This window comes from Mycobacterium sp. SMC-4, assembly GCF_025263265.1.
In the GTDB taxonomy this organism is placed as follows: domain Bacteria; phylum Actinomycetota; class Actinomycetes; order Mycobacteriales; family Mycobacteriaceae; genus Mycobacterium.
This window is the reverse complement of the sequence record NZ_CP079869.1, coordinates 1,174,273-1,187,335: the sequence shown is the minus strand read 5'-3', so window position 1 is coordinate 1,187,335 and position 13,063 is coordinate 1,174,273. Positions and strand designations below refer to the sequence as shown.

Genomic DNA, 13,063 nt, shown 5'->3' with positions numbered 1-13,063 from the left:
CGACGATGCGATGGCGCTGGTGTACCTGTTCGGCAGCCCGGAGGCCCACGTCGTCGGTATCGCCTCGACGGCGGGAAATGTCGGCGTGGACCAGGTGTGCCAGAACAACCTGGGCCTGCTGGCGCTGTGCGGCGTGACCGGAGTGCCCGTCTCGCGGGGCTCAGAAGTACCGCTGAGCGCCGCGCTGCGCACCGCCGAGGACACCCACGGACCGCAAGGGCTGGGCTATGCCCGGTTGCCGGACCCGACGGACGGTCTGACGCCCTACGACGCCGCCGAGGCCTGGATCCGAGCCGCCCGCGCACATCCCGGTGAGTTGATCGCCGTCGCGACCGGTCCATTGACCAACCTGGCGTTGGCACTGCGCGCCGAGCCCATGCTGCCCCGATCGATGAAGCGACTGGTCATCATGGGCGGCGCGTTCGACTATCGCGGCAACACCACACCGGTGGCCGAGTGGAACGTCAGCGTCGACCCGGAGTCGGCCGCCGAGGTGTTCGCAGCCTGCGCCGAGGCTGATGTGTCGCCGATCGTGTTGGGCCTCAATCTGACCGAGAACATCATGATGACCCCGGCGCTGCTGGAGGCGCTGGCCGGCGCGGCCGGATCGTCGTCGGCACCGCTGTCCGAGCACGACGAGCGGGGAACGCGATCCACGGCGTCCAACCCGGTGATCCGGGTGCTGGAGGACGCCATGCGGTTCTACTTCGAGTTCCATCACGATTGCGGCGAAGGGTATCTGGCACACCTGCACGACCCGCTGGCCGCCGCGGTCGCGCTGGACCCCGATCTGGTGCGCTGTCGCCCCGCCCCGGTCGACGTGGAGCTGACCGGCACGCTGACCCGCGGCATGACGATCGCCGACTGGAGTCGGCGCTGGGGACGAAAACCCAATGCGCACATCGGAGTCGATGTGGATCCCGCGGCATTTTTCGATCGGTTCACCGCGCGGGTGGGCGCGTTCGCCCGGCGGCGGCACTACTCGTAGGCACCTTCGAGGTACCACCGGCGCTGCCGGTAACACAGCAGCAGCGCCTGCGGCGGATCCGCACCGATGAGGACCTGCGCCCTGACCGCCCTACCGCTTCTGGTCGGGACCGGATCCCACCAACGCTCGTCGACCGGCCAGGGACCGGCCCACCAGGACACCCGGCCCGATCGCCCCGCGGCGACCAGCCGGAACGGGTCCGCGGAGAACAATCCCCGCCCGCTGACCCGCACCGGTTCCCCGTCGGCGTCGAAGAGCTCGATCGGGTCGTCGAGCAATACCGTCGGTGACGGCTCGGGCAGTTGACCGGGCCACGGCTGCCGGGGATCGGCCTGCGGAACCACCTCGTCGCCGAGCGGGGTGAAGGTGATGCGCTCGGCGGGACTGCGGCCCCCGCTGAGCACCGGAACCCGGACGGCGTCCGGGCCGAGCAGACCCTGGACCCGGACCAGTGCCCGGCGCGCGCGCAACCTGTCTTCCTCACCCACACCGCCCCACAGCGGTAACTGCAGCGCCTCGGCCGAGACCACCTCCACCGGACGCAACCGCAGCAGTGTGATCGGCGCACCCGGCCGGTCGTGCTCGGTACGGCAGTTCAACCAGCCGTCGAGTTGCCAGCGCACCCGGTCGGCGGTGGCGTCCTCGGTCAACGGTTCGGCGCACCGCCATACCCGTTCCAGTTCCCGGCCGTTGGCGGTGGCGGCGTGGATGGCCAGCCGGGTACACCCCACCCCCGCCGCGGCCAGGCTGCGGTGCAGCATCCCGGCCAACGATCGTCCCGCGAAGGCCGCCGCGTCCACCCGGTCGATGGGCGGATCGCACTGCATCATCACATCGAGCTCGTCGTCCGGTTCCCGCCCGGACGGACCGCGGGCCGGCTCACCGCGAGCCACCCGGTGCGCGATCACCGCGTCGGCGTCGAAACGGGACGCGACATCACTGCGGGACAGTGCGGCAAACTGCCCTATGGTTCGAATTCCCATCCGCCACAACAGGTCCACCAGGTCATCACGCGGGGCCGAGGAAAGACTCGGCTCGGATGCCAGCTGCCGGACCGACAGCTCCGACAGAAACGCCGCATCCGCGCCGGAGGCGACGATGCGACCCGCCCGCGCAGCGAACACCGCTGTGGGCAGCTGATCGGCGATGCCGACCTGACACTCGGCACCTGCTGCGGCCACCGCGTCGACCAGACGTTCGGCAGCGGCCTGTTCGGATCCGAAGTAGCGGGCCGCGCCGCGCACCGCCAGCACCAACAGCCCCGGGCGCAGCACTTCAGCCCGCGGAACCAGCTCGTCGACCGCTGCGGTCACCCGCTCGAAATACCGGGCATCGCGGGTGCGGTCGGCGGTGACGACGTGCAGTTCCGGGCAGCGGGCCTGCGATTCCCGTCGGCGCAGCCCCCGACGAACTCCGGCTGCCCGGGCGGCTGCCGAGCAGGCGATGACGCGGTTGGCCAGGGTGACCGCCACCGGGACCGTGGCAGGCAGCTCGGCGGCGGCCGCCGCCGCGACCGCCGGCCAGTCCATGCACCACAGTGCAAGGACCCTGCTCTGTTCCACCGGCCCGCTCAGCTGCCCACGGCGCGCGCCGGGCCCGCGAACCGGCCGCGAGCGCGGGTGGCCAACCGCACCCGGCCGATCCGCCCACACCCCGGGACCGGCTGCCCACCCCGGCCACCGGTGATCTCGTAGCCGCTGACCCGGGCCTCCAGCCGGGTGGACGCACCCTGCCAGTCGCCGTCGGCGACCAGCAGGGTGCACCCACGCTGCCGGGCTCTCGCCACCAATGCCCTGGCCCGCGTCGCCGGTACACAACGACCACCCAGACCCAGTACCACCAGGTCCATCCCGTCCATCAACACCGCGGCCACCTCGACCGGATCGGCCCCCGGTTCGGGGATCACCGCGATCCTGCTCAGATCGGCGCCCATCTCGACAGCGGCCAGCAGTCCGACGTCCGGCTGGCCGATGATGGCCACGTGGCCCCCGGAGGCGGTGACCGCCGCCACCAGACCGAGCTGAAGGGAACGGGCACCCGACACCACCGCCACCATGCCCCGTGGCAACGACGTCGGAAGCATCTCGGCCAGCGGTTCGGGCAAGGAATCCGGGTCCGTCAGCAAAGAATCTGGCGGCGACGACCGCTCAACGACGGGAACCGCGGCCCGACGGCTGACGCCCACCTTGCCGGAGATCGAGGCCATCTGCTTTCGAAGCTGTTCTACCTGTTCAGCACGCGTGACCGAGCACCTCTTCTGACCCATTGGCGTCGTCACAACAGCACCTCTCACACCATCCGACACATCCGTTGTTCGAAACTTTGTTCGATTCAGCCAGTAAACACCCACCCGCCGACAAGCGTCAACCGACACACAGTGCCAATGCCAAATAGTGACATTGACAAATGTCGCTATTGCGGGTTGCATCCGTCACATGCCCTTCGACGAGACAGCGCCGTCACCGTCCGGCCGCGGTTCCTGGCAGTCACGCAGTGCCGCAGCACTGAGCAGCCTGACCCTGCGCCAGATCAGCGCAGCGCTTCCCCCGGGACAACCGTGGGGCCTGTGGGCGTCCCGCCAGATCGTCGCCCGACTCATGGATGCATTCGGGCCCTCACTGGCCGGCACCCGCGTCGAGCAGGTCGACGTCAGAACCGCCGACGGACATCGCCTGCGCGGCGAATGGGTCTGGGGCCGAGGGGTTTCCGGTGACACCACCACCGCGACGGTCTACTTCGTCCACGGCAGCGGCTACGCGCTGTGCTCGACCCGCACCCACCGGCGGCTGGCGTCCTGGCTGTCACGCCTGACCGGTCTGCCCGTCTTCAGCGTCGACTACCGGCTGGCACCCCGGCACCGATTCCCCACCGCCGCCGAGGATGTCCGCCGCGGCTGGGACTGGCTCACCGAACACTGCGAGATCGCCCCGGAACGCATCGTGGTGGCCGGTGACTCCGCGGGCGGACATCTCTCGGTGGACTTGCTGCTCCAGCCAGACATTCGCCACCCGGCCGCACTGGTGCTGCTCTCCCCGCTGATCGACCTGACATTCACGCTGGCCCGATCCCGCGAACACACCCGCCCCGACCCCACCATCCGTTCCCACCATGCCGTCCGGCTGGTCAGGCTGTACTGCCACGGCGTCGAGACCGACCATCCGCGACTGGCTCTCGACGTCGCCACCGGGCGTATCCTGCCCCCGACGTTGATCCAGGCCGGCGGTGCGGAGATGCTCGCCGCCGATGCCATCGCGCTGGCCGAGGACCTGCGTGCCGCCGGCAGCCGGTGTGAACTACAGATCTGGCCGGACCAGGTGCATGTCTTTCAAGCGCTGCCCCGGATGTCACCCGAAGCCGCACCCGCGATGAGAACCATCGCCGCATTCATCACCGACGCCTTGCGCGACGCAGACATCGAGCGGGCGTGCTGACCATGCTCAGCATTCCGGGATTGCCGTTGCGCACCAAACGTACTCAGGCCGCCGACGCGGTGATCACCGGCGCGGGAAGCGGTATCGGGGCCGCCTTCGCCGCCGAGCTGGCCCGCCGCGGCGGGCGGGTGGTCTGCAGCGACATCGACCCCGACGCCGCCTCGACCACCGCCGACACCCTGCGCGCCGGCGGCGCCCAGGCTCATGCGCTGCGGTGCGACGTCACCGACGTCGCCGAGGTGCGTCGACTCGCCGAGGAGTCGCAGTCATGGTTCGGCGGGCCACCCACGCTGGTGATCAACAACGCCGGCGTCGGCGCCGGTGGCACCGTCATCGGAGCCACCGACCTCGCCGTCTGGCAACGGGTCCTGGAGATCAACCTGTGGGGCCCGATCCACGGATGTCATGTGTTCGCCCCGATCCTGCGGGAGGCCGGCCGCCCGGCGGGCATCATCAACGTCGCGTCCGCGGCGGCGTTCGGCGCCGCGCCCGGCATGGCCGCCTACAACGTCAGCAAGGCAGGCACCCTGTCGCTGTCGGAGACCCTGGCCGCCGAGCTGGCCGGCACCGGGGTCAACGTCACGGTGCTGTGCCCGACGTTCGTCAAGACCAACATCGTCACATCCGGTGGCGATGCCGGTGTCATCTCGGCGCAGTCCCGAGACCTCGCCGAACAACTGATGCGCTGGATCGGCTTCTCCCCCGAGCGGGTCGCGCGCACGTGCCTGGACACCCTCGACCGCGGTGGCCTGTACTGCATGCCACAGCCCGAAGCTCGGATCGGTTGGGGGATCAAACGTTTCACCCCGACGGTGTACACCCGCGCCGCCGGCCTGACCACCCGCGTCACCACCTAGGAGGATCAATGGCGATCGACATGGACACCATGCTGGCGAAGATCAAAGACCGGCAGTGGGCACTGGCCGACATCGACTGGGACGCCCCGGGTGCAGAACTGATCACCGACGAACAGCGCCCCAAACTCAAAGCGTTCATGGCCGATCTGTGCTGGATCGAGAACATCGGTGCGCGCGGATTCGCCGCACTGGCCAAGAAAGCTCCCACCCCGACGATCGCCGAGATCTACCGCTACTTCCACGCCGAAGAGCAGCGACATGCCAATGCCGAACTGGCGCTGATGAAACGCTGGGGCATGCTCGACGACGGAGCGGCGGGAGATGGGCAGGTGGAGATGCCCGAACCCAACGTCAACATCCGGCTGGCGATGGACTGGCTGGACACCTACGCCGACGACATGTCGTTGTCCATCCTGGGCACGGTGATCCCGATGCTTGAGGTCGCCCTCGACGGCGCACTGCTGAAATTCCTGCTCGAAGAGGTACACGATCCGGTCTGTCACCAGGTTTTCGAGAAGATCAACAACGACGAATCCCGGCATATTGCTGTTGATTTCGAGGTACTCAACATGATCGGCCACGCCGATCTGCGCCGGCTGGCCATCGAGTTCATCGGCAACGTCGCCACTCCCGGCCTGATCCTCGGAGCGGTGATGTACATCCCGCTGCTCAACCGGATCCGCAATGAAATCGTCGGCATGGGACTGGAACCCGAGCGCCTCTACAACGCAGTCAAGCGGTTCCAGACACTCGGCGAGCGCGGGGAGCACACCCACCGGGTGCCCACTTACCGGGTGTTGCGCCGGCACGCCGCCATGGTGGTCAAACCGCGCCACCCCTACCACCTGCTGGCCAACTCCATGGTGTGGGCTTCCGATCTTTACCCCAAGGCGCTGTTGAAACCGATCCCGAGCTGGTTCAAGGAGCTCACCCACGAGCCGGCGGCCTGACATGGCCGACATCCACGACACCCTCATCGTCGGAGCCGGATTCACCGGCCTGGGCACCGCCATCAAACTCCGAGAAGCCGGCGTCGACGACATCGTGATCGTCGAGCGCGGCGACCGGGTCGGCGGCACCTGGCGTGACAACACCTATCCCGGGGTGGCCTGCGACATCCCGTCGCTGCTCTACTCGTACTCGTTCGTCAAGAACCCGTCATGGTCCCGGGCCTACCCCTCGGGCAGCGAAATCTGCGCGCACATCGAGGCGATGACCGACCACCACCGACTGCGCCCGATGATCAGGTTCAACACCGAGGTCAGCGGCATGGCATTCGACGAACAAGCCGGAGTCTGGACGGTGACCACCAAGCGGCGCAAGAGGTTTCGGGCGCGCACCGTGGTGCTGGCCTCAGGACCATTGGCAGATCACACATTCCCGCAGATCCGCGGCATCGACAGCTACCGCGGCCCCAAGATCCACAGTGCGGCCTGGGACCACGACTACGACGTCACCGGCAAACGTGTCGCGGTCATCGGCACCGGCGCCAGTGCGGTGCAGATCGTCCCGGAGCTGGTCAAGAAAGCCGAGTTCGTCAAGGTCTTCCAACGAACCCCGGGCTGGGTGTTGCCCCGGATCGACGTCAGCATGCCCGCAGCCGTGCAGGAGCTGTTTGCCAAAGTCCCTGCCACCCAGCAGATTGCCCGGCAGATGCTGTTCTGGGGGCACGAAGCCAGCGCAACCGCCCTGGTGTGGAAATCGCCGATGTCGGCGGTGGTCGCCCGGCTGGCCAAGGCTCATCTGCATGCCCAGGTCAAGGATCGGTGGCTGCGTCGCCAGCTCACTCCCGACTTCACCCCGGGCTGCAAACGCATGCTGATGTCCAGCGACTATTACCCGGCGCTCCAGCGGGACAACTGCAAGCTGATCACCTGGCCGATCGCCACCATCAGCCCGGCCGGCATCCGCACCAGCGACGGCATCGAACACCATCTCGACGCGATCGTGTTCGCCACCGGGTACGACGTGCACCTGACCGGCCCCCCATTCCCGGTCACCGGACTCGGCGGACGATCCCTACAACAGGAGTGGGCCGGCCACGCGCAGGCCTACAAGAGCGCCAGCGTGCACGGTTACCCGAACCTGTTCTTCATGACGGGACCGAACTCCGGGCCCGGCCACAACTCACTGTTGGTCTACGTCGAGGGCCAGATCGACTACGCCGTCACCGGGGTCACCACCATCCTGGCTCAGAACCTTCGTTATCTCGATGTGCGCGCCGAGGCCCAGGCACGCTACAACGAGCGGATGCAGCAGCGGTTGACCAAGACGACCTGGATGTCGGGATGTCACAGCTGGTACCTGACAGCCGACGGTTTCAACGCCTCGATGTACCCCGGTTTCGCGACGCAGTATCTTCGACAGATGCGACGGTTCCGATTCGAGGACTTCCACGCGGTCGCCCACCAGGTGCGGCCCCGTGAAGTGACCTCGACGGCCTGAGATGTCCGGGCCGATCCAGACGATTCTGCGGCGCGTTCGCCGCGGCTCGCGAGACGTCATCGAGAATGCGGTGTCGCAGTTGTTCGACGCCGCGGTGCAACCGCACGGCGCCGCCGACTCCGGCGAGTACCGCATCGACGAGCTCGCCCGGCTGGCCGGCACCACCACCCGCAACATCCGCGTCTACCGCGACCGCGGTCTACTGCACCCGCCGCTGCGGGTGGGCCGGATTGCACTGTTCAACGACACCCACCTGACCCGGCTGCGGCTGATCACCTCACTGCTGGACCGCGGGTACAACATCGCCCACGTCAAGGAGATGCTCTCGACGTGGGAACAGGGCAAAGACCTCGGCGACATGCTGGGCCTTGAATCGGCCATCGCGGGTAGCTGGGCCACCGAGAAGCCGCAGCGGATGCCGCTGACCGCGGCACGACGGTTGATCGACGATTCGGACGCGTTCGACCGGCTGGTGGCGCTGGGCATCGTCCGGATCGACGACGACGAACACGCCACAGTCATGCGGCCGACACTGGTGGACGCGTTCACCGAGATCCGCCAGTACGGGGTGGCATGGGACAAACTCATCGACCTGCACGAGCAGGTGGCCCCGCTGCTGGATCAGATCAGCGCGATCCTGGTGCAGGCCGGCCTGGAAGAGGTCGTCGACAAGATCAACCCCGGTGCCGCCATGCCCGACGATGTCGAAGTCGCCCAGCTGATCACCACATTGGTGCGGTTCCGTACCCAGGCCGTGGCTGCGGTCGGGGCCACGCTGGCGTCGTCGATCGAATCGCAGGTGGAATCGGTGGTCGCACAGATGCTCGGCGACCTGATCGAGAAGCAGGCGGCATCCGGCGAGTAACCCATACGCCGAGCAACCGGGCGCTTTGTGCGATAGCAGCACTACGAGCCTTTCGGCCAAACGGCCTCTCCTACGCAGAGCCAGACATTCTCCCCGCGCCTATCCGATTTGGGTCCAGTCGACGCCTTCATCGATCGGGCGATCATTGTTGCGCTTGGCCGGTTGTCCCCCTTTGGGGCTGGGTCTGCCGCAGAACGCATTGACTTGGCTTTGCACCTCACCAACCAGAGAAACGCTCCACGGCAAGTTGTGTTGCTCTAGCAGGTCCAAGAGGTCCGAACTCTGTGCCTCCCCGCCGATTCCCGCAGGGGCATACTGCTTCTGCGAGTACTCGTCGCAGGTAACTCCCTTCGATTGCCCGAGTCCGCCCGCGCCGCCACACGCCACTGCGAAGAACAATGAAAATAGCATCGCAGCAGCGCCTTTCGAGATTAGCGCAGGCCTTGATCCGCGCCCTGCCAGAATCCGCCGGTGCACTCTTCTCCCCCTCACCGTACGATCCAGACCACCGCTGGACGGGTGAACCCCCTGCCAGGATGTTCGGTATGACAGGCGGTCAACGGTTGCCAACCCAGAACCTCCATCCCGCCGGTGCAGGCGGCCAAGACGGGTCCGGTGCCCACCCGGGCCCCGGAGTGAAGTCCGCTGGGAGTGGCCAGCTCGGCGGCGGATTGAAGCGCTCCGGAGGGTGTTGTTGCACCACAGACGGATGGGAACGGGGAAAGCTCGTAGGATCGGGAGTGATCTGCGAGACCGCAGGAGCACCAGGCGGTCCCGCACGCATCGGTAACCGTAGCCTGGGCGGTCGCCCTGGCGCGCCGGGAACAGTGAGCGTCGACGGTCGACCCGAACCGTCACTCGTGGGCTCGAAGCTCTGTGGTTGCGAGGACGACCAGTTGTTGACGCGGATTCTCAGTTGTTCCTTGTATCGTCGCGCCTTGTCCGGGTTTCGCACGAGGAAAGCGCCAAACAGACCCAGCGCAAGAAGGGGTATCCACAGCAGCGCACCGGCGCCTCCGCCGAAGAAGAAAAAGTGCGTGCTTCGTCGACTACCGCGACGCGCCAAGAACTCTGCCGAAGTAGCGGCGCTGTCGAGGACACCTTGTCCCGTGGACAGCAGATCTAACATCATGGACACTGTCGGTCCTCCCCCTTAAGTACGGTAGACCCGCTGGTAATCATGTTTTCTGCAGGTATTCGACGTCTGCTCGCGGGTCGAACTCCGCGATGGCGCTCGACCATCGATCACCGAACCTCTTGTACAACCGAAACCCGTCGATGGTGTTGACAAACGGAACAGGGATGAACCACACCGTGAATCTGTTCTTCGTCCACGTTTCGATTTCGGTACTCACCGTGATCGTGCCGTCGTTCCTCGAAACCATGTGGACGTAAAACTCCAACGGTTCGGACATGGCGCCGGTGATCACCATCTCTAGTCGATCAACGGTCCCCGACTGAAGAATCACTCGTGAAAACGGTCCGCTGAGGTCGGCGGCCACTTCAGCTGCCAAACCCGCAATCTCTTCTTCGTCAAGATGGGTGCGAATCCGAAACGATGCAGTGTCACTGGGGACCAAACGAAACAACGTCGCCCATATCGTGATCGCAAGCACGACTCCCAGTAGCGCCACCAATCCGGATCCGCTGATGATCAGCAGAACTGCAACGGCCAAACCTCCACCGCCCAATACCGCCTTGCGGTTCTTCGGGTCGACCAGCCACCGCACCACTGGGTGCTGGTTCTGATTCGTCCCGGGCGGACGCGCTGATGATGTCCATGGAACGTGCACGGGATGTGCGAGGTTTGACGGCATCGACACAGCCGGGTGCTGTGAGCTACCGACCCGAGGAGTGCCAGCCTGCCCGCCCTGGGGGTTGGATCCTTCACCGATATAAACATTTTCCGCCCCGGAACTGGCCTGCGGCGCACCGTCGTTCGGCGCTCCTTGCGCACCCCCCATATCGGGAAGGAAAGTTGCAGATGTCGCTGCGGGCCTGCGCTCCTGAGCGCCGTGAGATGGCGCGCGGTAGATACTCGGCCTTGAATTCTCTGGGGTGTGACCGTGCGCCGCCGACTGCTGTCGACCGGGTACCTGCTCTTGACTCAACCGTCTCCCCGATCTGTCTTGCTGAACTTTGTATAGATGAAACTAAGCATGTGCATAGCCTCGACAGGGCAGTTCCGCCGGCAATAGTCCGTTCGGACGACAACGGCGCGTGATAATGCCGGCGTCGCTCTGACTCTTGCTCACCATCAGAATCGGGTGAGTGCGTATAGGAACGCACCGTTCTTGCTGTAGACGCTGGCAGCATCTGCACCGTCGAACTCGACCAGATATGTTGCGCGATTGCCCCCTTGAGTCACCAGCAGGCGGTATCGACCAGAGGAGTCCGGCGCGCTGGACAGCTGGCAACTCATCGGCCCACCAATGTCCAACGGTTTCCCACTGTTGTAGAAGAAGCCACGACAGTTCCCGCCAGCGTCCAGCGTCTTCTCGGACGTACCGTCGGACGGGCTCCAAGTCCCCACCAGCGACGGCACCTGCTCAGCTGAGCCCGAATCACCGGTAACCTCGGTGGGGAGCCCGGCGCATCCAGCAACGGCTATCGCGCATCCTGCAAGCGCAGAAGCCAACAACCCAGTTGGTTTTCGAGACATCATCCCCCCTGCTACACAGTGTCGTCGCTTCACAGTATCGCTGTAAGCGAGAGGTTCCTCTGTAATTCGAACGACTGACAAACTCTGCTTGAGGTGGTCGTGTCAACCGCTTCGACCATCAGGCCCCGGACACCCCTGCGGCCACGGACGCCCCGCACCTTCGGGTGCACACGGTCCAGGCCTGGGCATTCCTGCTGAACTCGGTCAGCACAACGTCCTCCGTTCGTACGAATCAACACTCATGCAGTCAATTCGGCCCGATACAAGCGGGCCCCTTGGCTAGATTTTCCACGCGAGCCCCACTCATCACGGGCCGCGAAATGGTCCGGCAAGACCTTCACAGCAAGGGAACCAGTATGCGAAACCTCAAACGCGCAGTGCTCGTCGCCTCGGTATCCGGCGCTGCACTCACTCTTTCTCACGCTGCCGCCCACGCGGCGCCGAACCCGACAGTGGCGCTGTCCAGTCCTGCAGAGAACACTGCCGTGATCAGCATCACCAACCACCTCACGAAGCCCAACCGGTGCGGCGCACGGCTCAACGGATTCGAGGAGTACCTCACGCCATACACGACAGTCGCCCCACAGAGCACCATCACGTTCACGATGACCAATGTGCCGGCAGGCAACTATTCGGTCTGGTGGGGCTGCGACGGGTACACCGGGGACAGGCGACTCGTCATGGTCGGCGGACTCCCTCATGTCGACGGTAAGCCACAGACTGTCGTCAGCACCGGATGACACGTCCCGCACCGCACCAAGGGCCGAAGGGGTCTGGAACACGTCGCAGCAAGGCGACGTCTGTCATGGTCTACTAGGAATTGCTCGGGCTGGCCGCTTTCGCGTCGTATGTTTGAGCACAGCACCCTCTGCACGCTGGCATCCAACGCACGGCCGGCTGGTGAACCACAGCGTCACTAGCCAGCAACGGCAAAGACCATCGGCACGCCTGTTCCGAGGTTCTTCTGCACCGAGGGCCCAGACCGGGCACGGTTGAGTGACAGGACTGACCCATGCCACTGACGAGCGGCGACCACTACGCCGGCTTCCGGATCACGGAGTTCCTGGGATCGAGCCCGACGGGCTCTCGGTACCGGGCCCTCGAGCTGTCAACCGGAGCTAGCGTCCATCTGAAAATCCTCCGCGCCACCGCTTCCTCGGATGAGGAGCGGCGCCGGCGATTCCGCCATACCAACGAAACGCTCATGCGGGTAACCATCCCCGGGACAGTTCGCGTCCTCGGTGTCGGTGAGGCCGCCGGCCAGCAGTGGGTCAGCTCTGAATTGACGGCCGGCGTCAGCGCCGAAGACTTGCTCCGCCAGCGTTTTCCCAACGGAATCCCGTACCAGAGCGTGTGTCTGATCGCCGACCATGTTGCACGGGCTTTGGACGAAGCCGCACGCCACGGTGTCTTTCACGGCAACATCACACCAGCTGACATATTGCTTTCCGACCCGTTTTCCAAGAACTACCGCATCGCCGTTACGGGCTTCGGGCACCGGCATGCTGCCGCTGTTCCTGTGGACAAGTCCTACGCGGCACCGGAGGCGTTAACCGGCGCTGCTACGGACAGCCGCAGCGACCAGTTCATGTTCGCAGCCAGTGTGTTCCGTCTTTACACGGCTAGACCCCCATTCGGGGATGGAATCCGCGCCGTCTCCGCGAGCGGCCGCTTGGAGTTCGACGCCGCTGCGCTGGACCGGGCGTCAACTGGGGTCGACGGGCTCGCGCAGGTTTTCGCGCGAGCCTTCGCTTTCGATCCTGCAGATCGGTACCACTCCTGCCGGGAGCTTGTCGAAGCGCTCGCGAATCCTGC

At 65.8% G+C, this 13,063-nt stretch carries 10 protein-coding genes and 1 pseudogene; 8 read left to right on the top strand and 3 right to left on the bottom strand.

Annotated elements, in window-relative coordinates:
- Nucleotides 1-10 precede the first annotated feature (10 nt).
- Nucleotides 11-988: a nucleoside hydrolase gene (locus tag KXD98_RS05675; protein WP_260765005.1), complete on the top strand. Its 978-nt coding sequence runs from the start codon at nucleotides 11-13 to the stop codon at nucleotides 986-988.
- On the opposite strand, the gene KXD98_RS05670 is transcribed toward KXD98_RS05675, so the two are convergent.
- Both KXD98_RS05670 and KXD98_RS05665 read right to left on the bottom strand, forming a co-directional pair.
- Nucleotides 979-2,517 (bottom strand): DNA polymerase Y family protein, encoded by a 1,539-nt coding sequence (locus KXD98_RS05670; RefSeq protein WP_260762286.1) that lies wholly within the window; start codon nucleotides 2,515-2,517, stop codon nucleotides 979-981. The genes KXD98_RS05675 and KXD98_RS05670 overlap by 10 nt on opposite strands.
- A 41-nt stretch (nucleotides 2,518-2,558) precedes the next feature.
- Nucleotides 2,559-3,254 carry a hypothetical protein gene (locus KXD98_RS05665; protein WP_260765004.1) on the bottom strand — a complete coding sequence of 232 codons (696 nt, stop codon included), beginning with the start codon at nucleotides 3,252-3,254 and terminating at the stop codon, nucleotides 2,559-2,561.
- A 169-nt stretch (nucleotides 3,255-3,423) separates the two neighbouring features.
- Here KXD98_RS05665 and KXD98_RS05660 point away from each other — a divergent pair, with 169 nt between their 5' ends.
- Genes KXD98_RS05660 through KXD98_RS05640 form a run of 5 tightly spaced genes read left to right on the top strand, consistent with a single transcriptional unit; the run spans nucleotide 3,424 to nucleotide 8,586 of the window.
- Nucleotides 3,424-4,419, top strand: a complete 996-nt coding sequence (locus KXD98_RS05660; RefSeq protein WP_260762284.1) for an alpha/beta hydrolase — start codon at nucleotides 3,424-3,426, stop codon at nucleotides 4,417-4,419.
- Between the two features lie 2 nt (nucleotides 4,420-4,421).
- Entirely contained in the window at nucleotides 4,422-5,276 is an 855-nt protein-coding gene (locus KXD98_RS05655; protein ID WP_260765003.1) for an SDR family oxidoreductase, read from the top strand.
- Between the two features lie 8 nt (nucleotides 5,277-5,284).
- Nucleotides 5,285-6,226, top strand: a complete 942-nt coding sequence (locus KXD98_RS05650) for a ferritin-like domain-containing protein (RefSeq protein ID WP_260762283.1) — start codon at nucleotides 5,285-5,287, stop codon at nucleotides 6,224-6,226.
- Nucleotide 6,227: 1 nt separating this feature from the next.
- A complete protein-coding gene (locus tag KXD98_RS05645) occupies nucleotides 6,228-7,721 on the top strand; it encodes an NAD(P)/FAD-dependent oxidoreductase (RefSeq protein WP_260762282.1) in 1,494 nt (497 codons plus the stop codon).
- 1 nt (nucleotide 7,722) lies between these two features.
- Nucleotides 7,723-8,586 (top strand): MerR family transcriptional regulator, encoded by an 864-nt coding sequence (locus KXD98_RS05640; protein ID WP_260762280.1) that lies wholly within the window; start codon nucleotides 7,723-7,725, stop codon nucleotides 8,584-8,586.
- A 1,178-nt stretch (nucleotides 8,587-9,764) separates the two neighbouring features.
- On the opposite strand, the gene KXD98_RS05635 is transcribed toward KXD98_RS05640, so the two are convergent.
- A complete protein-coding gene (locus KXD98_RS05635) occupies nucleotides 9,765-10,316 on the bottom strand; it encodes a hypothetical protein (protein WP_260762279.1) in 552 nt (183 codons plus the stop codon).
- A gap of 1,288 nt (nucleotides 10,317-11,604) precedes the next feature.
- Between KXD98_RS05635 and KXD98_RS05630 the strand changes: the two genes are divergently transcribed.
- A complete protein-coding gene (locus KXD98_RS05630; RefSeq protein WP_260762277.1) occupies nucleotides 11,605-11,988 on the top strand; it encodes a hypothetical protein in 384 nt (127 codons plus the stop codon).
- A 272-nt stretch (nucleotides 11,989-12,260) separates the two neighbouring features.
- Nucleotides 12,261-12,962: pseudogene (locus KXD98_RS05625) on the top strand (protein kinase); the annotation flags it as partial.
- Between the last annotated feature and the right edge of the window lie 101 nt (nucleotides 12,963-13,063).

Bases quoted from the DNA above. Each gene is read 5' to 3' on its own strand.
- KXD98_RS05675 (WP_260765005.1), top strand. From the start codon at position 11: ATGGCGCTGGTGTACCTGTTCGGCAGCCCGGAGGCCCACGTCGTCGGT.
- KXD98_RS05670 (WP_260762286.1), bottom strand. From the start codon at position 2,517: ATGGACTGGCCGGCGGTCGCGGCGGCGGCCGCCGCCGAGCTGCCTGCC.
- KXD98_RS05665 (WP_260765004.1), bottom strand. From the start codon at position 3,254: ATGGGTCAGAAGAGGTGCTCGGTCACGCGTGCTGAACAGGTAGAACAG.
- KXD98_RS05660 (WP_260762284.1), top strand. From the start codon at position 3,424: ATGCCCTTCGACGAGACAGCGCCGTCACCGTCCGGCCGCGGTTCCTGG.
- KXD98_RS05655 (WP_260765003.1), top strand. From the start codon at position 4,422: ATGCTCAGCATTCCGGGATTGCCGTTGCGCACCAAACGTACTCAGGCC.
- KXD98_RS05650 (WP_260762283.1), top strand. From the start codon at position 5,285: ATGGCGATCGACATGGACACCATGCTGGCGAAGATCAAAGACCGGCAG.
- KXD98_RS05645 (WP_260762282.1), top strand. From the start codon at position 6,228: ATGGCCGACATCCACGACACCCTCATCGTCGGAGCCGGATTCACCGGC.
- KXD98_RS05640 (WP_260762280.1), top strand. From the start codon at position 7,723: ATGTCCGGGCCGATCCAGACGATTCTGCGGCGCGTTCGCCGCGGCTCG.
- KXD98_RS05630 (WP_260762277.1), top strand. From the start codon at position 11,605: ATGCGAAACCTCAAACGCGCAGTGCTCGTCGCCTCGGTATCCGGCGCT.